This is a genomic window from Streptomyces sp. NPDC004266 (genome assembly GCF_042874095.1).
GTDB lineage: Bacteria > Actinomycetota > Actinomycetes > Streptomycetales > Streptomycetaceae > Streptomyces.
This window is the reverse complement of the sequence record NZ_JBIAMM010000015.1, coordinates 17,126-36,224: the sequence shown is the minus strand read 5'-3', so window position 1 is coordinate 36,224 and position 19,099 is coordinate 17,126. Positions and strand designations below refer to the sequence as shown.

At 75.3% G+C, this 19,099-nt stretch carries 19 protein-coding genes; 9 read left to right on the top strand and 10 right to left on the bottom strand.

Annotated features, from left to right (window positions below; genetic code table 11):
• Positions 1–322: 322 nt before the first annotated feature.
• The 4 genes from ACFYUZ_RS30310 to ACFYUZ_RS30295 all read left to right on the top strand — a co-directional run bounded on the left by ACFYUZ_RS30310 (position 323) and on the right by ACFYUZ_RS30295 (position 3,172).
• Positions 323–1,999 carry an FAD-dependent monooxygenase gene (locus ACFYUZ_RS30310; protein WP_389314562.1) on the top strand — a complete coding sequence of 559 codons (1,677 nt, stop codon included), beginning with the start codon at positions 323–325 and terminating at the stop codon, positions 1,997–1,999.
• 32 nt (positions 2,000–2,031) lie between these two features.
• The gene (locus tag ACFYUZ_RS30305) at positions 2,032–2,118 is read left to right on the top strand and encodes a putative leader peptide (protein WP_311307652.1); all 87 of its coding nucleotides are present in this window, start codon (positions 2,032–2,034) and stop codon (positions 2,116–2,118) included.
• A 95-nt stretch (positions 2,119–2,213) separates the two neighbouring features.
• A complete protein-coding gene (locus tag ACFYUZ_RS30300; protein ID WP_389314560.1) occupies positions 2,214–2,768 on the top strand; it encodes a cysteine dioxygenase in 555 nt (184 codons plus the stop codon).
• Positions 2,765–3,172 carry a rhodanese-like domain-containing protein gene (locus ACFYUZ_RS30295; protein ID WP_389314558.1) on the top strand — a complete coding sequence of 136 codons (408 nt, stop codon included), beginning with the start codon at positions 2,765–2,767 and terminating at the stop codon, positions 3,170–3,172. Before ACFYUZ_RS30300 ends, ACFYUZ_RS30295 begins: the two co-directional genes overlap by 4 nt.
• 226 nt (positions 3,173–3,398) lie before the next feature.
• On the opposite strand, the gene recX is transcribed toward ACFYUZ_RS30295, so the two are convergent.
• The 4 genes from recX to ACFYUZ_RS30275 all read right to left on the bottom strand — a co-directional run bounded on the left by recX (position 3,399) and on the right by ACFYUZ_RS30275 (position 7,060).
• Complete coding sequence (gene recX / locus ACFYUZ_RS30290) at positions 3,399–3,965, bottom strand: recombination regulator RecX (RefSeq protein ID WP_389314556.1); 567 nt, start codon at positions 3,963–3,965, stop codon at positions 3,399–3,401.
• A gap of 4 nt (positions 3,966–3,969) precedes the next feature.
• Complete coding sequence (gene recA, locus ACFYUZ_RS30285) at positions 3,970–5,103, bottom strand: recombinase RecA (RefSeq protein ID WP_389314554.1); 1,134 nt, start codon at positions 5,101–5,103, stop codon at positions 3,970–3,972.
• Between the two features lie 227 nt (positions 5,104–5,330).
• Complete coding sequence (locus ACFYUZ_RS30280) at positions 5,331–6,233, bottom strand: alpha/beta fold hydrolase (RefSeq protein ID WP_389314552.1); 903 nt, start codon at positions 6,231–6,233, stop codon at positions 5,331–5,333.
• A 41-nt stretch (positions 6,234–6,274) separates the two neighbouring features.
• Positions 6,275–7,060, bottom strand: coding sequence for an SGNH/GDSL hydrolase family protein (locus ACFYUZ_RS30275; protein WP_389314551.1), 786 nt, complete (start codon positions 7,058–7,060; stop codon positions 6,275–6,277).
• A 178-nt stretch (positions 7,061–7,238) separates the two neighbouring features.
• Between ACFYUZ_RS30275 and ACFYUZ_RS30270 the strand changes: the two genes are divergently transcribed.
• On the top strand, positions 7,239–7,487 hold the full coding sequence (locus tag ACFYUZ_RS30270; protein WP_389314549.1) for a hypothetical protein: 249 nt from the start codon (positions 7,239–7,241) through the stop codon (positions 7,485–7,487).
• 31 nt (positions 7,488–7,518) lie between these two features.
• Here the strand turns inward: ACFYUZ_RS30270 and ACFYUZ_RS30265 are convergent, their stop codons facing one another.
• Both ACFYUZ_RS30265 and ACFYUZ_RS30260 read right to left on the bottom strand, forming a co-directional pair.
• Positions 7,519–8,634 (bottom strand): AI-2E family transporter, encoded by a 1,116-nt coding sequence (locus ACFYUZ_RS30265; protein WP_389314841.1) that lies wholly within the window; start codon positions 8,632–8,634, stop codon positions 7,519–7,521.
• 353 nt (positions 8,635–8,987) lie between these two features.
• Positions 8,988–9,182, bottom strand: a complete 195-nt coding sequence (locus ACFYUZ_RS30260; RefSeq protein ID WP_041662943.1) for a DUF3046 domain-containing protein — start codon at positions 9,180–9,182, stop codon at positions 8,988–8,990.
• A 79-nt stretch (positions 9,183–9,261) separates the two neighbouring features.
• Here ACFYUZ_RS30260 and ACFYUZ_RS30255 point away from each other — a divergent pair, with 79 nt between their 5' ends.
• Positions 9,262–10,191 (top strand): hypothetical protein, encoded by a 930-nt coding sequence (locus ACFYUZ_RS30255; protein WP_389314547.1) that lies wholly within the window; start codon positions 9,262–9,264, stop codon positions 10,189–10,191.
• A gap of 93 nt (positions 10,192–10,284) precedes the next feature.
• Here ACFYUZ_RS30255 and ACFYUZ_RS30250 read toward each other — a convergent pair whose 3' ends face one another.
• From ACFYUZ_RS30250 to ACFYUZ_RS30240, 3 genes are read right to left on the bottom strand one after another with little or no spacing between them, the layout of a single operon-like run.
• Complete coding sequence (locus ACFYUZ_RS30250; RefSeq protein ID WP_389314546.1) at positions 10,285–10,593, bottom strand: AzlD domain-containing protein; 309 nt, start codon at positions 10,591–10,593, stop codon at positions 10,285–10,287.
• Positions 10,590–11,330 carry an AzlC family ABC transporter permease gene (locus tag ACFYUZ_RS30245; RefSeq protein ID WP_389314544.1) on the bottom strand — a complete coding sequence of 247 codons (741 nt, stop codon included), beginning with the start codon at positions 11,328–11,330 and terminating at the stop codon, positions 10,590–10,592. Before ACFYUZ_RS30245 ends, ACFYUZ_RS30250 begins: the two co-directional genes overlap by 4 nt.
• 10 nt (positions 11,331–11,340) lie before the next feature.
• Positions 11,341–12,246, bottom strand: a complete 906-nt coding sequence (locus ACFYUZ_RS30240; RefSeq protein WP_389314542.1) for an AraC family transcriptional regulator — start codon at positions 12,244–12,246, stop codon at positions 11,341–11,343.
• 90 nt (positions 12,247–12,336) lie between these two features.
• On the opposite strand from ACFYUZ_RS30240, the gene ACFYUZ_RS30235 reads away from it, so the two are divergent.
• The 3 genes from ACFYUZ_RS30235 (at position 12,337) to ACFYUZ_RS30225 (ending at position 18,761) form a co-directional block, all read left to right on the top strand.
• Entirely contained in the window at positions 12,337–16,986 is a 4,650-nt protein-coding gene (locus ACFYUZ_RS30235; protein WP_389314540.1) for an ATP-dependent helicase, read from the top strand.
• A gap of 144 nt (positions 16,987–17,130) precedes the next feature.
• Positions 17,131–17,958, top strand: coding sequence for a DNA-formamidopyrimidine glycosylase family protein (locus tag ACFYUZ_RS30230; RefSeq protein ID WP_389314538.1), 828 nt, complete (start codon positions 17,131–17,133; stop codon positions 17,956–17,958).
• Positions 17,959–17,990: 32 nt separating this feature from the next.
• Positions 17,991–18,761, top strand: a complete 771-nt coding sequence (locus ACFYUZ_RS30225; protein WP_389314536.1) for an SDR family NAD(P)-dependent oxidoreductase — start codon at positions 17,991–17,993, stop codon at positions 18,759–18,761.
• Here ACFYUZ_RS30225 and ACFYUZ_RS30220 read toward each other — a convergent pair.
• Positions 18,709–19,047 carry a hypothetical protein gene (locus ACFYUZ_RS30220; RefSeq protein ID WP_389314534.1) on the bottom strand — a complete coding sequence of 113 codons (339 nt, stop codon included), beginning with the start codon at positions 19,045–19,047 and terminating at the stop codon, positions 18,709–18,711. The genes ACFYUZ_RS30225 and ACFYUZ_RS30220 overlap by 53 nt on opposite strands.
• Positions 19,048–19,099: the final 52 nt, after the last annotated feature.

Genomic DNA, 19,099 nt, shown 5'->3' with positions numbered 1-19,099 from the left:
TCTTGGGGGCGGGGGCGGGGCTGGACGCCCCCCGCGGTCACGCCCCGGCCCCGGGGGCCCCCCCCGGGGGGGGCGGCGGGGGGGGCCCGCGGGCCCCCCCCCGGGGGGGGGGCGGGGGGGGGGGGGGGCCCCGCGCACGCCTCCGTGGACCGCCCAGGGTGGGCCGGAGCGGTACTGACCCGAGGTCAGCCGCACCGCGCCCACCCCGTCGCTTGACGCGGGCATCCTCAGTGGGTTGCATACGGTCTGTGATCAACCACCGGGCTCGTGCCACACTCAGCTGTGCTGCCCTCATGACCGTCCGGCCTTCAGGAGCCGCGCCGTGGACCCGGTGATCATCGTGGGCGCGGGGCCGGTGGGCCTCGCGCTCTCCCTCGCGCTCGCCGCGCAGGGCGTGCCCAGCGTCGTCCTCGACGAGGGCACCGGCAAGGAGGAGTCCCGCCCGGCACGGAGCGTCGTCCTGCGCGCCGACATGGCCGCGATGGTCGAGCGGCTCGGCTGCACGACCCTCCGTGACGAGGGCGTCCGCTGGATCGGCTGGCGCGGCGTGCGCCGCCGCCAGGAGGTGCGCCGGATCACGCTCGACCTGGGGCTCGGCGGCACGGAGGAGTGGTCCGAGGACCCCGACGCGCCCGCCTCCCCGGCCGCCCCGCTGCACATCCCCCAGCACGCCCTGGCCCGTGGACTGCGCGACGCCATCTCCCGGCAGAAGCTGATCCGGCTCGTCACCGACTCCCGGCTCGACACCATCGAGCAGGACCGGGACGGCGTCGTCGCCCACACCCGCGGCCCCGAGGGCACCTGGTGGCGCGGCAGCCACCTCGTCGGCTGCGACGGCGCCCGCTCGACCGTGCGCAAGCTGCTCGGGATCCGCTTCCCCGGCCGCACGGCGGTGGAGCGGCACGCCGTCGCCGCGCTCCGCACCGAACTCCCCTGGCCCGGCGAGGCCCTGCTGCACCGTCAGCCCCCGTGGCGCGGCGCGGCCGAGGAGATCACCGCGCGCCCGCTGCCCGACGGCGTGTGGCGGATCGACTGGCTGCTGCCGCCCCGCGGCGACCTGGTCACCCCGGACGCGCTGGTCGCCCGCATCCGCGAGACCCTGGCCGGCTGGTGCGACGGCGTGACGCCCCCGTACGAACTGATCGACACCGGCGTCCACACCCTCCACCACCGGCTCGCCCGCCGCTGGCGGGTGGACCGGGTCCTCCTCGCCGGGGACGCGGCGCACCTGCTCGGCGCGGTCGGCACCCAGGGCCTCGACGAGGGGCTGAGGGACGTCGACAACCTCGCCTGGAAGCTCGCCCACACCTGGCACCACGGCGGCTCGGACCGGCTGCTCGACAGCTACCAGAGCGAGCGGCGGACGGCCGTCGCGACCCGGCTGCGCGCCGCCGACCAGTCGCTGCCTGTGCTGCGCGGCGGCGGGGGCCTGCGCGCGTACCTCCCCGGGGCCGCGCGCGGCCACGACGCCCTGCTGACCGACGGTCACGTGGGGCGCGGCCCGCTCGGCGCGCCCCCGGCGTACCCCCACTCCCCCCTCGCGGCCCCGCACACCGAGGGACAGGCGCCCGTCGGCACCCCGCCGGGCGCCCCGGTCGAGGACGTCCGCGTGACCGCCCCCGACGGCACGACCGTACGGCTCCGGGACCGGCTCGGCCAGGGCCGCCTCCTGGTCCTCCTGGTCGCGCCCGGGACCGGGGTCTGGGACCGGCGCCACTGGCGGAGCGCGGGGGTGATGCCCCGGCTCGAAGAGGCCGTGCAGGCGCTGCCGGTGAAGGCCGAGGTCCTGGTGACGGAGGCCTATCCGGGAGCCGCGGCCCACGCCGTCCTGCTCGTACGGCCCGACGGGCACCTCGTCGCCTCCTTCTCGGGGGTCCGCCCCGAGGAGCTGTACGCGGCGGCGGACGCGGCCCGGGGCGGCCCGGCCGAGGAGGGGGCTCCGGCCGAGGAGGCCGCGGCCGTGTCCGCGAAGAGCGACCGCACGGCGGACATGCATTGATTCCCGCAGGCGCGCATGGTGTACTCCGGAGCGTGACCGACACCGATGTGCGCCTGTGGCGGAGGGTCCATATGGACCTCCTCCGCTATGCGGGCTGCGTGTGTCGCCCGTCCTGCTGATCTCGCCCCTTTCCCCGCGCGCGCCCCGCCGCTGACGCACGTCCGTGTGCCGTGTGCCGTCGCGCGCTCTTCAGCGAACCCCAGGACGGTCATCCGTGCCCCAGCACGCCTCGCCCCTTCCCCCTGCCCTCCCCTCCCCCTCTCCCGCCTCCGCCTCCGCCCCGACCTCGGCCGAACTCCTCGACTTCGTCCGGCGTACGGCGGCGGACCAGGAACTCGTCGACTCCCTGCCGCTCGACCCCGAGGGCCGCACCTGGGTGCGGCTCGACGGCCCCGGCGGCAGCGAGGCCTGGCTCATCGGCTGGCCGCCCGGCACCGGTACCGGCTGGCACGACCACGCCGAGTCGCTGGGTGCCTTCGCGACCGCCCGCGGGGCGCTGACCGAGAACGCGCTCGCGGTCCGGCTGCCGGCGAGCGGCTGGAAGACCCTGGAACTCGCCGACGGTCTCGACCGCTCCCGGCGGCTGTCGGAGGGCACCGGCCGGGCCTTCGGCCGCCACCATGTGCACGAGGTGCTCAACGAGTCCACGGACACCCACGCGGTGTCGGTGCACGCCTACTTTCCGCCGCTCCCGCTGATCCGGCGGTTCAGCCGGACGGGCGCGGTGCTCCGTCTGGAGCAGGTCGAGCGTCCGGAGGACTGGCAGTGAGCGAGGAGCGGGTGGGCATCGACGAACTCCTGGAGCGGGTCAGGTCGGGCATCGACCGGATCGAGCCCCGGGCCGCCTACGAGGCGTACGAGGCGGGTGACGCGCTCCTGGTGGACACGCGCTACGCGGCCCTGCGGGAACGGGACGGCCTGATCCCGGGCGCGCTGGTCGTGGAGCGCAACGAACTGGAGTGGCGGCTCGATCCCCTGGGCAGCCACCGCGCGGCGGAGGCCGACAGCCACGACCTGCGGGTGGTGGTCCTCTGCAACGAGGGCTACGCCTCCTCCCTCGCGGCCGAGTCCCTCCGCCGCCTGGGCCTGCACCGGGCGACGGACCTCATCGGCGGCTTCCAGGCCTGGAAGGCCGCCGGCCTCCCGGTCCTCCTCCCGGCCACCCGCACCTGAGCTCCGGCCCGGCCCGGCCGGAGGAGTCCGACCACCCGTCCGCACCTGAGCCCCGGCCCGGCCGACTGACGGAGTCCGACCACTCGCCCGCGCCCCGGCCCGGGTCGGCCGGAAGAGTCCCACCGCTCGCGCACCCTGGCGGGGCCTTCGGCCCCGGCGGGGTGCGGTTCCCCCGCACGGTCTGACGAGTCCTTCTGTCCCCCCGCGTCAGAAGGACCCGTCTCGGTCAGAAGGTCTCGTCCAGGCCGTCCGTGTCCTCGCCCTCGGCCTCCAGCGCCTGACGGACGACGCGGAGGGCCATGCCCTCGGGGTATCCCTTGCGGGCGAGCATCCCCGCGAGCCGTCTCAGGCGCCGGTCGCGGTCGAGGCCGCGGGTGGCGCGCAGCTTGCGGTCCACGAGCTCGCGCGCCGTGGCCTCCTCCCGATCGGAGTCGAGCTGGTCCACCGCCTCCTGGATGAGGGCCGGCTCGACGCCCTTGGTGCGCAGCTCCCGGGCGAGTGCCCGGCGGGCGAGGCCCCGACCGTGGTGACGGGACTCCACCCAGGCCCCCGCGAAGGCGGCGTCGTCGATGAGACCGACGTCCTCGAACCGGGAGAGGACCTCCTCCGCCACCTCGTCGGGGATCTCCCGCTTGCGCAGCGCGTCGGCCAGCTGCTTGCGCGTGCGGGGGTTCCCGGTGAGCAGGCGCAGGCAGATCGCGCGCGCCCGCTCAGCCGGGTCCTGGGGTGACAGCTCCTTCTCGGCCCTCGACGAGTCGGGGCTGTCACCCGGCCATTCGGTGCGACCGGTCACCGGTTCAGCTCTTGACCGCGGTGGCCTTGGTCGCCTTCGCGGTCTTGCTCGCCGGGGCCGGGACGCTCTTGGCGTCGTCCGCACCGGCCGCGTCGGCGGCGCCCGCCGCGTCCGCTCCCGGCTCGGCCGAGGGGGCCTCGGGCCGGACGCCGACGCCCAGCTTCTCCTTGATCTTCTTCTCGATCTCGTTGGCGAGGTCGGGGTTGTCCTTCAGGAAGTTGCGGGCGTTCTCCTTGCCCTGGCCGAGCTGGTCGCCCTCGTACGTGTACCAGGCGCCGGCCTTGCGCACGAAGCCGTGCTCCACGCCCATGTCGATCAGGCCGCCCTCGCGGCTGATGCCCTGGCCGTAGAGGATGTCGAACTCGGCCTGCTTGAAGGGGGGCGCGACCTTGTTCTTGACGACCTTGACGCGGGTGCGGTTGCCGACCGCGTCCGTGCCGTCCTTGAGGGTCTCGATGCGGCGGATGTCGAGGCGGACCGAGGCGTAGAACTTCAGGGCGCGGCCACCGGTCGTGGTCTCCGGCGAGCCGAACATCACGCCGATCTTCTCGCGGAGCTGGTTGATGAAGATCGCGGTGGTCTTGGACTGGTTGAGCGCGCTGGTGATCTTCCGGAGGGCCTGGCTCATCAGACGGGCCTGGAGACCCACGTGCGAGTCGCCCATCTCGCCCTCGATCTCCGCACGCGGGACGAGCGCGGCGACGGAGTCGATGACGATCAGGTCGAGGGCGCCGGAGCGGACGAGCATGTCGACGATCTCGAGGGCCTGCTCGCCGTTGTCCGGCTGGGACAGGATGAGGTTGTCGATGTCGACGCCGAGCTTCTTGGCGTACTCGGGGTCGAGGGCGTGCTCGGCGTCCACGAAGGCGACCTGGCCGCCGGCCTTCTGGGCGTTGGCCACGGCGTGCAGGGTCAGGGTCGTCTTACCGGAGGACTCCGGTCCGTAGATCTCCACGACGCGGCCGCGCGGCAGGCCGCCGACGCCGAGGGCGACGTCGAGGGCGGTCGAGCCGGTGGAGATCACCTCGATCGGCTCCTGGGTGCGGTCGCCCATGCGCATCACGGCGCCCTTGCCGAATTGGCGTTCAATCTGTGCGAGCGCGGCGTCGAGCGCCTTCTCGCGGTCGGTTCCTGCCATGGGTTCCACCCGGTTTGCTTGAGTCGATCGCTTCATGTGAAAGACGCTAACCCCTGCCACTGACAACGGGCCCCGACGTCCCCTCCGCCCTGTGGACAACTCGGCGACAAGCCCGTGATTCCAAGGGTCGGGCTTCCATGAGAATGGATGTTCGATTTCAGTGTCAAGCGCGCCACGCGGTCCCCGAAGGAGTCCCGGAACGGCCGCGCCCCGCCCCGCCGGCCCCGTCAGACGGCCCGGTCCACGAGCCACTCCAGGGCCGCCGAGCCGCCCCCGAGGACGGAGACGTGCCCGCCGGCCGGGGCGAGCCGCAGCTCCGCGTCGGGGCAGCGACCGGCCAGCCACCGGCCGTGCGCGCTCGGCACGATCCGGTCCTCGCCGCCGTGCAGCAGGAGCACCGGCGCGACGACCCGGGCGGGATCGCACCCCCACGGGGAGACGTAGGCGAGGTCGTCGTCGATCAGCCCGCCCGGCCCGCCCTCCACCGCCGGACCGACGACCTCGCCGAACCAGGACCACTCCCCGGCGAGCGCGGCGTGGTCGGCGGGCGTGAACATCTCGGGGTCGTACGTGGCGGCCGCCTCGTACGCCTCCTTCGCCGCGCGCCCCTCGGCGGCGGCGCGCAGGCCCGCCGCGCCGGACGCCGTCATGCCCGCGAACCAGTCGAGCCCTTCGGCCCCGAACGGGGCGAGGCCCGCCACCGCGACCACGGCGAGGACCCGTTCCGGCAGGAGGGCGCCGCAGGCCAGGGCGTGCGGGCCGCCGCCGGAATGCCCCATGACGGCGAACCGGCCGATCCCCAGGGCGTCGGCGACGGCTTCGACGTCGGCGGCCGCCGACGCGACGTCCCGGCCGGGCCGTGGGGTCGATCCGCCGTACCCGGGGCGGTCGTACGAGACCCAGCGGATCCCGAGCCGGGCGGCGGCCGGGAGGAGGGGCGCCGGGGGCGCGCCGACGTTCGGGGTCCCGTGCTGCCAGAAGACGGTGAGCCGGGGGCCCGCGCCCTCGATCACGTTCGCACCCCCGGGCCGACCCGCCTCCCGGCAGCCGGCTCCCTCGGTCCCGCCGTCTCCGGTGTCGTAGACGTGCAGCCTGCGCCCGTCGGCCAGCTCCAGATCGATCTCGATCACGGCTTCACCGCCCCTCCCGCCGCGTTCTCGGCGGCACGAACCTACCGGGGGCCGGCCGCCACCGGCAGCAGTTCCGGGCGCTTGGCGCGACGGTCGTCGCCCGACGAGCGGCCGCGCAGGCGCCGGCCGAGCCAGGGGCCGAGGAAGGAGCCGGCCCAGCGGAGCTCGGCGGCCACCGCGCCGAGCCCCGTGGGGAGGGCCTGCGGGGGCAGGGGGCGGGTCCAGGAGTCGTCGGAGCCGGGCAGCGCGAGCGCGTGGGCGACGGCGGCGGCGATGCGCGCGTGGCCGATCGGGCCGGCGTGCAGCCGGTCGGGGCTCCACAACCGGGGGTCGGTGACGACGGGGTGCTGGGAGGCCTCGACGACGGTGACGCCGTGCCGGCGCGAGGCCGCCCGGATCCGCTCGTTGAGGGCCTCGACGCGGGGGCCCAGCGGGCGGGCGAGCGGGGTGATCCGGCCGACGTCGGGGAAGGTGAGGGTGGCGACGCGGGCCCCCTGCGCGGTCAGCGCGGCGAACATCGCCTCCAGGTGCCCCGCCGTCGCGTCCACGTCGAAGCGCGGTCTCAGCAGGTCGTTGACGCCGGCGACGACCGTGGCGAGGTCCGGCCGGAGCGCGAGGGCGGGGCCGAGCTGCTCGGCGCGGACCTGGCCGGCGAGACGGCCCCGTACGGCCAGGTTGGCGTAGAGCACGTCGGACCGCTCGCGGGCGAGCAGCTCCGCGAGCCGGTCCGCCCACCCGCGCAGTCCGACGGCGTCGTCACCGTCGCCGAGCCCTTCCGTCTGACTGTCCCCCAGCGCGACGTACCGCAGAAACGTGCCGTCCGACATGGACCCCGCCTTCCCTCGCCGCCGAGCACCACCCGGGCTCCGCACACCCCTCACTATAGTCACTTTCTTTACTAGCCAACTCGGCTAATATCTTTCGGACAGCGCCCCCGCCTCCCCTTCGGCCCATGCCCCTCCCCCTCCGCGCCCCCGGCGGCGGCAGCCGGTCGCCGCGGCCGTCGTGCTCGCCGCCGTCACGCTGCTCGCGGCCCTGCCGACCGGCCGCCCGTACGCCCCGGTGACGGGCCTGACGGCGGTGCTCACGGCGCTCGCCGTGGCCGCGCCGCCCCTGGCCGGGCGGACGGCAGCGCCGACCACGCTCCGGCTGCTCGTGCCCCTCCTGCTGGCCGTCACCCCGGTCCTGGTGGCCGTCCAGGCATGGATCCGGTACGCCTTCCGGGGCCGGGTGACGGGCCCTTCGTACCTCTGAGTCCGGGAGCCGGGAGCCGGGCCCCGGCGCCTCAGGACTCCTTCTTGTGGTGCAGGGCCTTCTGCAGCCGGGCCACGACCGCCTCGCCGTACCTCCGGTGGCCGTGGACGCGCGGGTCGTCCGTGACGTCGTACCGCTTCACGTACGCGCCGAGGAAGGCCTGGAGGGTGGCGACGGCCGGAATGGCGATCAGCGCGCCGACGGCCCCGAGCAGCGCCGTCCCCGCGATGACCGAGCCGAAGGCCACCGCCGGATGGATGTCCACGGTCTTCGAGGTGAGCTTCGGCTGCAGCACGTAGTTCTCGAACTGCTGGTAGATCACCACGAAGCCGAGCACCCACAAGGCGTACCAGGGGTTGACGGTGAAGGCGATCAGCATCGGCAGGGCGCCGGCGAGATAGGTGCCGATGGTCGGGATGAACTGCGAGACCAGGCCGACCCACACGGCGAGCGCCGGGGCGTACGGCACGCCCAGGATCTCGAAGAGCACGAAGTGCGCGATGCCCGAGATGAGGGCCATCAGCCCGCGCGAGTAGAGGTAGCCGCCGGTCTTGTCGACGGCGATCTCCCACGCCCGCAGCACCTCGGCCTGCCGGGCGGGCGGCAGGACGGAGCAGAGCGCGCGGCGCAGCCGGGGCCCGTCGGCCGCGAAGTAGAACGCGAAGAGGAAGATCGTCAGGAGCCGGAACAGGCCGCCGAGGACGGTGGCGGAGACGTCGAGGACGCCGGACGCGCTGTTCTGCACGTACTTCTGCAGCCAGTCGGAGCTGAGCACGCTGTCCTGGACCTCGACGCGCGAGAGGTCCGTGTGGAAGTTCTGGTTGATCCAGTTGATCAGCGAGTCGAGGTACTTCGGGAAGTTCTCGACCATGTCCACGATCTGGCCGGCCAGCATCGAGCCGAGGAGGACGACGAAGCCGAGGCCGAAGACCGTGACGGCGAAGAAGACGAGGAAGGTGGCGAGGCCGCGGCGCATCCCGCGCGCCGCCATGCGTCCGACGGCCGGCTCGATGGCGAGGGCGAGGAAGAAGGCCAGCAGGATGTTGACGAGGAGGCCGATGAGCTGGTGGAAGGCCCAATTGCCCAGCAGGAAGACGGAGTAGAGCGCGAGGGCGAGCACGAGCGCGCGGGGCAGCCAGCGCGGCATCCGCGCGGACCCGGAGGCCGGGCCGGCCGTCGCCTCCGCCGGCACGGGCGCCGGAGCCGCGGGCACGGCGCTCCTCCCGGCCTCCGGCTCCGCACCCGCGCCGGCGACCGGAGCCGGGTCCGGTGAGGCCACCCCGCCCGCGGCGGGGTCCGGAGAAGCCTTCTTCACGCCAGCCACTGGCTCCGGCTCCGGCTCCGGGGAAGCCGTCGCGTCCGGCACTTCGGGCACATCGTTCGGTTCGGTCTTGTCGGTGTCGTCAGTCGGGGCCACCCCGCCAGTCTCGCGCACCGCGCGGACATTCCACCCGAGCCCCCGTGAGAACCCCCGCCGTCACCCGGCGCTTCGCCTTCCGGTCACCGCTTGTCGGCCGGCACGTCGACGGCCGCGCAGACCGCGCGCCACACGTCCTTCGCCTCCCAGCCGGCGTCCAGCGCCTCCCGTACCGTCCGGCCCCCGAGCTCCGCCATCACGTGGTCGCGAGCGAAGGACTCGGCGTAGGACGCGCCGAAGTGGTCGGCCATCCGTTCCCAGAAAATCGTCAACCGCATGAATCCAGTATCCCGCCCCCAAGAGTGCAGCCCGCTCCGCAGGCCTTGTCACCGCGCCTTTCCGCCCTACGGTCGGAGCATGGCCGAAAATCCCCTCCCCGCCCCGCCCTCGACTCCCCTGGCCCGCGCCGAGCGCTTCGTCTGGCTGACGGCCCGCGTCCTCGAACAGCGCCGGTTCGCCTACCACTTCCTGCGCGGTGGCGCGGACCAGGTCGAGACGGCCCTCATGGCGTACCTCAACGAGGACGGCGGCTACGGCCACGCCCTCGAACCGGATCTGCGCGGCCCGGTGAGCCAGCCCCTGCACACCGCGCACGGGCTGCGGGTCCTGGACACCATCGGCCGCTGCGGCGGGCTGCGCGTGGAGCGGATCTGCCGCTACCTCACGGAGGTGTCCACGCACGACGGGGCGCTCCCCGCGATCCACCCCGCCCAGCGCGGCTACCCCTCGGCGCCCTTCCTGCCGGTCGTCGACTCCCCGCCGAGCGCGCTGCTCTCGACCGGCCCGGTGGTCGGCGTGCTGCACCGCAACCAGGTGTGGCACGCGTGGCTGTTCCGGGCCACCGAGTTCTGCTGGTCGGCCGTGGAGTCGATCGAGAAACCCCACCCGTACGAGATCCAGGCGGCCGTCGCCTTCCTGGACGGCGCTCCCGACCGCCCGCGCGCGGAGGCGGCCGCCGACCGGCTCGGGCGGCTCGTCCGCGAGCAGCGGCTCGCCGTCCTGGACCCCGACCAGCCCGAGGACCACTCGACGGCGGACGGGTACGCGACCGGCGAGGTCCTCCAGCCGCACGACTACGCGCGCGTGCCGGACTCGCTCGCCGGTCGCTGGTTCACGGACGCGGAGATGGCCCGCTCGCTCGACCGGCTCGAAGCCGACCAGCAGGAGGACGGCGGCTGGCCGGCCCGTCGGACCGCCTGGGCGCCCGGCTCGGCCCTGGAATGGCGCCCGATCGTCACCGTCGAGGCGCTGCGCACCCTCCGGGCGCACGGCCGCGCGATCAGCTGAGGCGGGACGGCCGGGCCGCCCGGCCCCGGCAGGCCGTCCGGGCAGCCCGCCCCTCCGGCCCGCCTCGGGACCGGAGGGGCGCCGTCGCCGCCGTCACCAGCCCAGGGCCCGGACCCCCGCCGTGACGGCGACGGCCGCGCCCACGACCACCAGGAAGGGCGCGCGCAGGACGAGCGCGACGGCCGCCGCGGCGAGTCCGGCGGCCCGGGCGTCCAGGACGAGCCCGCCGCCCGCGCTGAAGGTCTGCTGGGCGGTGAGCGCGGCGAGCAGCGCGACGGGGAGCAGGGCGGCGAGCCGCTGGACGAGCGGGCGTTCCAGCGCTCCCGCGGGCACGAGCAGGCCGACGAGCTTGACGAGGTAGCACCCGGCGGCGGTGAGGGCGATCGCGATCCAGACGTTCATCGGGAGTCCTTCTCTCGTCCGGTGGGGGCGGTGCGCCGGCCCCGGGCCCAGAGCACGACGGGCGCGGCGAGGGCGGCGGCGAGGACCGGGACGCCCGCGGGCAGGACGGGCAGCAGCCCGAGGCCGAGCAGGACGGCGATCCCGGCGGTGGCGCGCTCGGTGGCGGACTTCAGCATGGGGGCGAGCAGCGCCAGGAAGACGGCGGGGCCCGCGGCGTCGAGGCCCCAGGCCGCGGTGTCGCCGATCGCCTCGGCACCGAGCGCTCCGAGGAGCGTGGTCAGGTTCCACAGGACGTACAGGGTGAGGCCGGTGACGGTGAAGCCGATCCGGGCGGCCCGGCGGGTCGGCTGGGGGAGCGCGACGGCCGTGGTCTCGTCGATCACCCAGTGCGCGGCGAAGGGCCTGACGGCCTTCGGCAGGGCGAGGAGCTGGGAGAGCCGCAGCCCGTAGAAGGCGTTGCGGGTGCCCAGGAAGAAGGCGCCGGCGGCGGCCGTGAAGGGGTTGCCGCCCGCGGCGAGCGCTCCGACCAGGGCGAACTGCGAGGCGCCGGTGAAGACGAGCAGGCTGAGGACGCAGGTCTGGAGGAGGCTGAGGCCGGAGCCCGCCGAGGTGACGCCGAAGGCGAAGCCGGAGAGCCCGACGGCGACGCCGACGCCGAGCGCGTCGCGGACGACGGCCGCGTCGGGCTTGGCCGGGGTGTCGTCGCGTATGACGGGGGGTGCTGTCTGTTCTGCCACGTCAGGGACGTTACGGGGGCGGCACCGGCCCGGTCTTGTACGTTCTTGCACCGGCCCGCGGGGCCTGCCGGGCCGTGCCCCGTGCGCGCTGGTAGGCGCCCGGCGGCACCCCGACGCTGCGGGTGAAGTGCCGGCTGAGGTGCGACTGGTCGGTGAAGCCGACGGCGGCGGCCGCCTCCGCCGGGGGCGTCCCCGCGTCGAGGAGCTGCCTGGCCCGGCGCACGCGCGCGTCGGTGAGCCAGGTGTGCGGAGGCATCCCGTACGCCTCGCGGAAGGCCCGGAGCAGGGCGAACGGGCTGGTGCCGAGGTCGGAGGCGAGCCGCTCCAGGGTCGGCGGCTCGACCATCCCGGCCTCCAGGACCTCACGCGCGCGTGCCGCGTTCCGGGCGCCCGCGGAGCGGGGCGGGAGCGGGGTGACGAGCCCGCCGTGGCTGCGCAGCAGCCGGGCGGTGACCAGGCGCAGGAGGCTGTCCGCGGCGAGCGCGTTGCCCTCCTCCGCGGCCCGGTGGACGCCGACGACGAGCTGGGCGGCGTACGGGTCGTCGACGACGGGCGAGGTGAAACCGGCCTCGCCGCGCAGGGCGAGGGTGTCGGCGGCGATCGAGCGGATGATCTCCGCGTCGGGGTAGATCGTCCGGTAGGTCCAGCCCTCGGGCACGCCCGCGTGCCCCGTGTGCGGGGTGTCGGGATTGACGAGGGCGATCTGTCCGGGGCCGGCGTGGACGAGCTCGTCGCGGTAGTGGAAGGCCTCGACGCCCTCGGTGATGGCGGCGAAGACGAAGGACTCGTGGGTGTGCCGGGCGAAGGCCTTGCGGATGTAGTGGGCGTGCAGCAGGTCGACCCCGGGCAGCTCGGCGTACTGCCAGTACCGGGCCCGCTCCCCGCTCTCGCCGTCCCTCTCCGTGCCCCTGGCCATTCCCCCATTCTGCGCCCCTCCGGCGGCCCGCGACGATCGGGATTCCCCAGGTCCGGGCGGTTGTCAGTGGCGGGGTGCACGATGGGGGGCATGGTCAGGTCCGCGCTCGACTCGTTCTCCCCCGCGACCCGCGGCTGGTTCACCGGGGCCTTCGCCGCGCCCACGGCGGCGCAGGAGGGCGCCTGGCAGGCCATCGGCGCGGGCTCCGACGTGCTCGTCGTCGCGCCCACCGGTTCGGGCAAGACGCTGGCGGCGTTCCTCGCCTCCCTGGACCGGCTCGCGTCCTCGCCGCCGCCCGCCGAGGCGAGGAAGCGCTGCCGCGTGCTGTACGTGTCGCCGCTGAAGGCCCTCGCCGTGGACGTCGAGCGGAACCTGCGCTCGCCGCTGACCGGAATCCGCCAGGAGTCGGTGCGGCTCGGCCTGCCCGAGCCGGACATCCGGGTCGGGATCCGGTCCGGGGACACCCCGGCGGCCGAGCGCCGGGCGCTCGCGACGCGGCCGCCGGACATCCTGATCACCACCCCCGAGTCCCTGTTCCTGATGCTGACGTCCGCCACGCGCGAGGCGCTGACGGGCGTGGAGACGGTCATCCTTGACGAGGTCCACGCGGTCGCGGGGACGAAGCGGGGCGCGCACCTGGCCCTCTCCCTGGAGCGGCTCGACGAGCTGCTGCCCCGCCCCGCGCGCCGGATCGGCCTGTCGGCCACGGTCCGCCCGGTCGACGAGGTGGCCCGCTACCTCTCGCCGGGGCGTGCCGTGGAGATCGTGCAGCCGCCTTCGGGCAAGGAGTTCGACCTCTCCGTCGTCGTCCCCGTCGAGGACATGGGCGAGCTGGGGGGTTCGCCCGCCTCGGAGGGCAAGGACGGCGGGGACGGGCCGTCGATCTGGCCGCACGTCGAGGAGCGGATCGCCGACCTCGTCCAGTCCCACCGCTCCACGATCGTCTTCGCGAACTCCCGCCGGCTCGCGGAGCGCCTGTGCAACCGGCTCAACGAGATCGCGTACGAGCGGGCGACCGGCGAGCCGCTCCCCGAGGGGGCGCCCCCGGCCCAGGTGATGGCCCAGTCGGGGGCGGCGCAGGGTGCCCCGCCGCTGCTCGCCAGGGCCCACCACGGTTCGGTGTCGAAGGAGCAGCGCGCCCAGGTGGAGGAGGACCTGAAGGCGGGCCGGCTGCCCGCCGTGGTGGCCACCTCCAGCCTGGAGCTGGGCATCGACATGGGCGCGGTCGACCTGGTGGTGCAGGTCGAGTCGCCGCCCTCGGTGGCCTCCGGGCTCCAGCGCGTGGGCCGGGCCGGGCACCAGGTCGGCGCCGTGTCGACGGGCGTGGTCTTCCCCAAGTACCGGGGCGATCTGGTGCAGGCGGCCGTGGTCACCGAGCGGATGCGTTCCGGTGCGATCGAGTCCCTGCGGATCCCCGCCAATCCGCTGGACGTCCTCGCGCAGCAGCTGGTCGCGATGGTCGCGCTCGACACCTGGCAGGTGGACGACCTGCTCGCGGTGGTGCGCAGGGCGGCGCCCTTCTCCTCGCTGCCCGAGTCGGCGTTCACGGGCGTCCTCGACATGCTGGCCGGCCGCTACCCCTCGGACGCCTTCGCCGAGCTGCGCCCGCGCGTGGTCTGGGACCGGGTGGCCGGGACGGTCACGGGGCGGCCTGGTGCGCAGCGGCTGGCGGTCACCTCGGGCGGCACGATCCCCGACCGCGGCCTGTTCGGCGTCTTCCTGGCGGGCGCGGACCCCAAGAAGGGCGGGGGCCGGGTCGGCGAGCTCGACGAGGAGATGGTGTACGAGTCGCGGGTCGGCGACGTCTTCACGCTCGGCACCACCTCCTGGCGGATCGAGGACATCACCCGGGACCGGGTCCTCGTCTCCCCCGCGCCGGGCGTGCCGGGCCGACTGCCCTTCTGGAAGGGCGACCAGCTGGGGCGCCCGCTCGAACTGGGCCGGGCGGTGGGCGCGTTCCTCCGCGAGATCGGCGCCCTCGGGGACGAGGACGCGCGCCTGCGGCTGCTCGCCGCGGGCCTGGACGGCTGGGCCGCGGAGAACGTCCTCGCGTACCTCCGGGAGCAGCGCGAGGCCTGTGGCCATGTGCCGGACGACCGGACGATCCTGGTCGAGCGCTTCCGCGACGAGCTCGGGGACTGGCGGGTCGTCATCCACTCCCCCTTCGGGGCACAGGTGCACGCGCCGTGGGCGCTGGCGCTCGGCGCGCGGCTCGCCGAGCGGTACGGCATGGACGCGCAGGTGATGCACGCGGACGACGGCATCGTGCTGCGCCTGCCGGACGCCGATCTGATGGGCCTGGACATGGGCCTGGACCTCCTGGACCACGAGCCGGTCGAGCCGGACCGGCACCTGGACACGACGTACGACGCGAACAAGGCGCCCGTCGGCGCGGCCGACACGCTCTTCGACCGGGGCGAGATCGGGCAGATCGTCACCGACCAGGTGGGCGGCTCCGCGTTGTTCGCCTCCCGCTTCCGCGAGTGCGCGGCGCGCGCCCTGCTGCTGCCCAAGCGCAACCCCGGCAAGCGCACCCCGCTCTGGCAGCAGCGGCAGCGGGCGGCCCAGCTCCTCCAGGTGGCGAGCGAGTTCGGCTCGTTCCCGATCGTTCTGGAGGCCGTCCGCGAGTGCCTCCAGGACGTCTTCGACCTCCCCGGCCTGACGGAGCTGATGGGGGACATCGAGGCCCGCCGGGTGCGGCTCGTGGAGGTCACCACCGCCGAGCCCTCGCCCTTCGCCCGCTCGCTCCTCTTCGGGTACGTGGCGCAGTTCCTGTACGAGGGCGACTCCCCGCTCGCCGAGCGGCGGGCGGCCGCGCTCTCGCTGGACTCCCGGCTGCTCGCGGAGCTCCTCGGCCAGGCGGAGCTGCGGGAGCTGCTCGACCCCGAGGTCCTGGCGGAGCTGGAGCGGGAGCTCCAGTGGCTGACCGAGGACCGCCGCGTCAAGGACGTGGAGGGCGTCGCCGACCTGCTGCGGGTCCTGGGACCCCTGACGGACGGGGAGCTGGCCGAGCGCGGCGCCGAGGCGGGCTGGGCGCCCGGGCTCGAGGCGGCCCGGCGTGCGATCCGGGTGCGGATCGGCGGCCGTGACCACTGGGCGGCGATCGAGGACGCGGGCCGGCTCCGGGACGCCCTGGGCACGGCCCTGCCGGTCGGCGTGCCCGAGGCCTTCACCGAGCCGGTCAAGGACCCGCTGGGCGACCTGCTCGCGCGCCACGCGCGCACGCACGGCCCGTTCACCTCCTCGCAGGCCGCCGCCCGCTTCGGTCTCGGCGCGGCCGTCACCGACGGCGCCCTCCAGCGCCTCGCCGCCTCGGGCAGGGTCGTCCAGGGCGAGTTCCACCCCTCCGGGATCGGCCAGGAGTGGTGCGACGCGACCGTGCTGCGGCGACTGCGGCGCCGCTCCCTGGCGGCCCTGCGCCAGGAGCTGGAGCCGGTGCCCCCGGCGGCCCTCGCCACCTTCCTGCCGCAGTGGCAGCACCTGGGGAGCAACAGCCTGCGCGGCATCGACGGCCTCGCGCGGGCGATCGAGCAGCTCCAGGGCGCGCCGGTCCCGGCCTCGGCCCTGGAGAAGCTGATCCTGCCGTCCCGGGTCAGGGACTACTCCCCGGCGCTGCTCGACGAGCTGACGACCACCGGGGAGGTCGTGTGGGCGGGCGCGGGCTCGCTGCCCGGCAAGGACGGCTGGGTCTCGCTCTACCTCGCGGACGCGGCACCGCTGCTCCTCCCGCCGCCGCACCCGCTGGAGACCTCCGCCCTGCACGAGTCGGTGCTCACCTCCCTCTCCGGCGGGTACGGCCTGTTCTTCCGGCAGATCGCCGACCAGATCCGGGCCACCACCCATCCGGACGCCACCGATCCGCAGCTCGCCGACGCCCTGTGGGACCTGGCCTGGTCGGGCCGGCTCACCAACGACACCCTGGCCCCGCTGCGCGCGCTCCTCGGTTCGGGCCGCACGGCCGGCTCCACCGCCCACCGCGCGCGGCGCACGGTCCCGCGCGGCCGGTACGGCACGCTGACCGCGGCGGCCCGCCCCGCCTCGCGCACGGGTCCGCCGACGGTCTCCGGCCGCTGGTCCCTCCTGCCGCCGCCCGAACCGGAGCCGACGCACCGGGCGCACGCCCTGGCCCGCACCCTTCTGGACCGCCACGGCGTGGTCACCCGGGGGGCGGTGGCCGCCGAGGGGGTGGAGGGCGGTTTCTCGGCCACGTACCGGATCCTGGCGGCCTTCGAGGACAGCGGACAGGCCCGGCGCGGCTACGTCGTGGAGGGGCTCGGCGCGGCCCAGTTCGCGATGGACGGGGCCGTGGACCGGCTGCGGGCGGCGGCGACCGCCCGCGACCGGGGCGCCGAGGCGGCGGCCGGTCCGCGTGCCGTGGTCCTCGCCGCCGCCGACCCGGCGAACGCGTACGGGGCGGCGCTGTCCTGGCCCGAGCCTCCGACGGGCGCCGGGCACAAGCCGGGCCGCAAGGCGGGCGCGATGGTGGTCCTGGTCGACGGCGAGCTCGCGCTCTACATGGAGCGCGGCGGCAAGACGCTCCTCTCCTGGCCGGCGGATCCGGACGATCCGGCCCTGGGGGCGGCGGCGGAGGCGCTGGCCGGGTCGGCGAAGGCGGGGGGGCTGGGGACGGTGACGGTGGAGCGGATCAACGGCGCCGCGTCCCTGACGTCGCCCCTGGCCCGCCCTCTGGAGGCGGCCGGCTTCCTCGCCACCCCCAGAGGCCTCCGCCTACGCCCCTGACGCGCCCGGGCTGGTCGACACCCACTTGCCGTGCGGCTGCGCCCACGGGGGCGGGCCTCTCCCGCCACCCGCCCGTGTGGGCCATCGTCCCGCTGGGGCGAGGGGGCACCGCACACTGGTGCGCCGCGCCCCCACAATGGAGCCGTGCCCGAAGGAGACACCGTCTGGCAGGTCGCCCATCGCCTGCACGCCGCGCTCGCCGGGCGGGTCCTGACCCGCTCGGACCTCCGCGTGCCCCGGTTCGCGACCGCCGACCTCACCGGCCGCACGCTCCTCGACGTCACCCCGCGCGGCAAGCACCTGCTGGCCCGGATCGAGGGCGGGCTCACCCTCCACTCGCATCTGCGGATGGACGGCGCCTGGCGGGTGTACGCCACCGGGGAGCGCCCGCGCGGCGGCCCCGAGCACCAGATCCGGGCGATCCTGGGGAACGCCGACTCCACCGCGTACGGCTACCGCCTCCCCGTCCTGGAGCTCATCCGCACCGCCGAGGAGTCCCGTGTCGTGGGCCATCTGGGCCCGGACCTGCTGGGCCCGGACTGGGATCCGGAGGAGGCCGTCCGACGGCTCGGCGCCGACCCGGAGCGCTCCCTCGGCGAGGCCCTGCTCGACCAGCGCAACCTGGCCGGCATCGGCAACGTGTACAAGTCGGAGCTGGCCTTCCTCGCCGCCGTCACCCCCTGGCTCCCGGTGGGCGAGCTCGCCCCGGAGGTCCCGGCCCGTCTGGTCGCCACGGCCCACCGCCTGCTCGACGCGAACAAGGACCGTCCGGACCGGCGCACCACGACCTCGCGCCGCCCGGGCACCCCGCTCCACGTCTACGGCCGCGAGGGCCGGCCCTGTCTCCGCTGCGGCGCCCCGATCCGGAAGGCGGAGCTCGGCGACCGGGTCACGTACTGGTGCCCCGGCTGCCAGCGGGGACCCGACGGAAGCCGGGACGGAAAACCCGGTGAGGGCGACCACGACAATTGACGGACCGTCAGATCCGGTCGTACGGTCCGGACATGACGACGACTCTCCCGGCATACGACCTGACCGGCCGCACCGCGTTCGTCACGGGCGCCGCGAGCGGCATCGGCCGCGCCACCGCGGCCCTCCTCGCGCGGGCCGGCGCCACCGTGCACTGCGCCGACCGCGACGAGGACGGCCTGAAGGAGACCGCGGCCCTGATCGCCCGGCAGGGCGGCGCCGCGCACACCCACCCCCTGGACGTCACCGACCGGCCCGCACTGGCGGCGGCCGTCCGCGCCGCCGGCCCGCTCCACGTCATGGCGGCCATCGCCGGGATCATGCACACGAGCACGGTCCTGGACACCCGGGACGAGGACCTCGACCGCGTCCTCGCCGTCAACTTCAAGGGCGTGCTCCACGCCTGTCAGGAGGCGGCCCGTTCGATGATCGGCTCCGGCGTGCCCGGCTCGATCGTGACGATGGCCTCGGGGGCGATGGACACCGCGAGCCCGGGCCTGCTCTGCTACAGCGTCACCAAGGCGGCCGTCGTCCAGCTGACGAAGACCCTGGCGACGGAGGCGGGCCCGCACGGCATCCGGGTCAACGCGGTCGCCCCGGGCTGGATCCGCACCCCGATGACGGACCGCCACGAGCCGGCCGCCCAACTGCAGGCCGAGGCCGCGATGGTCCGCCACTCACCGCTGGGACGGGTCGGCGAGGCCGAGGACATCGCGCACGCGGTCCTGCACCTCGCCTCCGACGCCTCCGCGTTCACGACCGGCCAGATCCTCCGCCCCAACGGCGGCGTCGCGATGCCCTGGTGACCGTCCGGCCGGCGACCCGCCGGGCGACGGCGCCGGGCAGCACGGACGCGGCGAGTCCTCCCACCCGTCCGGCGGGGTCGGCCGCACCGCGCCGTCCCGACGACGCCGCCACGTGCACCGGCAGCAGGCTCAGCCCCCAGCCGCCCGCGGCCACCGTTCCCTCGACCGGCCCGGACTCGCCCGGCACGAGCAGCAGACGCAGCACCGCCCACCACCAGAGCCCTCCGGCCGCCAGGCCGCACGCGAGCAGAGCGAGCGTCACCAGCGGAACCCGTCGCCGTACCATGGCCGCCTCCTGCGGTCGACGCTAGACCGGCAGGATCACCCTGCGGGAGGGC

Coding starts and splice junctions, on each gene's coding strand:
- recA (WP_389314554.1), bottom strand. CDS start 5,103: ATGGCAGGAACCGACCGCGAGAAGGCGCTCGACGCCGCGCTCGCACAG.
- ACFYUZ_RS30275 (WP_389314551.1), bottom strand. CDS start 7,060: ATGTCGGACGGCACGTTTCTGCGGTACGTCGCGCTGGGGGACAGTCAG.
- ACFYUZ_RS30265 (WP_389314841.1), bottom strand. CDS start 8,634: ATGCCGCGCTGGCTGCCCCGCGCGCTCGTGCTCGCCCTCGCGCTCTAC.
- ACFYUZ_RS30260 (WP_041662943.1), bottom strand. CDS start 9,182: ATGCGGTTGACGATTTTCTGGGAACGGATGGCCGACCACTTCGGCGCG.
- ACFYUZ_RS30255 (WP_389314547.1), top strand. CDS start 9,262: ATGGCCGAAAATCCCCTCCCCGCCCCGCCCTCGACTCCCCTGGCCCGC.
- ACFYUZ_RS30250 (WP_389314546.1), bottom strand. CDS start 10,593: ATGAACGTCTGGATCGCGATCGCCCTCACCGCCGCCGGGTGCTACCTC.
- ACFYUZ_RS30240 (WP_389314542.1), bottom strand. CDS start 12,246: ATGGCCAGGGGCACGGAGAGGGACGGCGAGAGCGGGGAGCGGGCCCGG.
- ACFYUZ_RS30235 (WP_389314540.1), top strand. CDS start 12,337: ATGGTCAGGTCCGCGCTCGACTCGTTCTCCCCCGCGACCCGCGGCTGG.
- ACFYUZ_RS30225 (WP_389314536.1), top strand. CDS start 17,991: ATGACGACGACTCTCCCGGCATACGACCTGACCGGCCGCACCGCGTTC.
- ACFYUZ_RS30220 (WP_389314534.1), bottom strand. CDS start 19,047: ATGGTACGGCGACGGGTTCCGCTGGTGACGCTCGCTCTGCTCGCGTGC.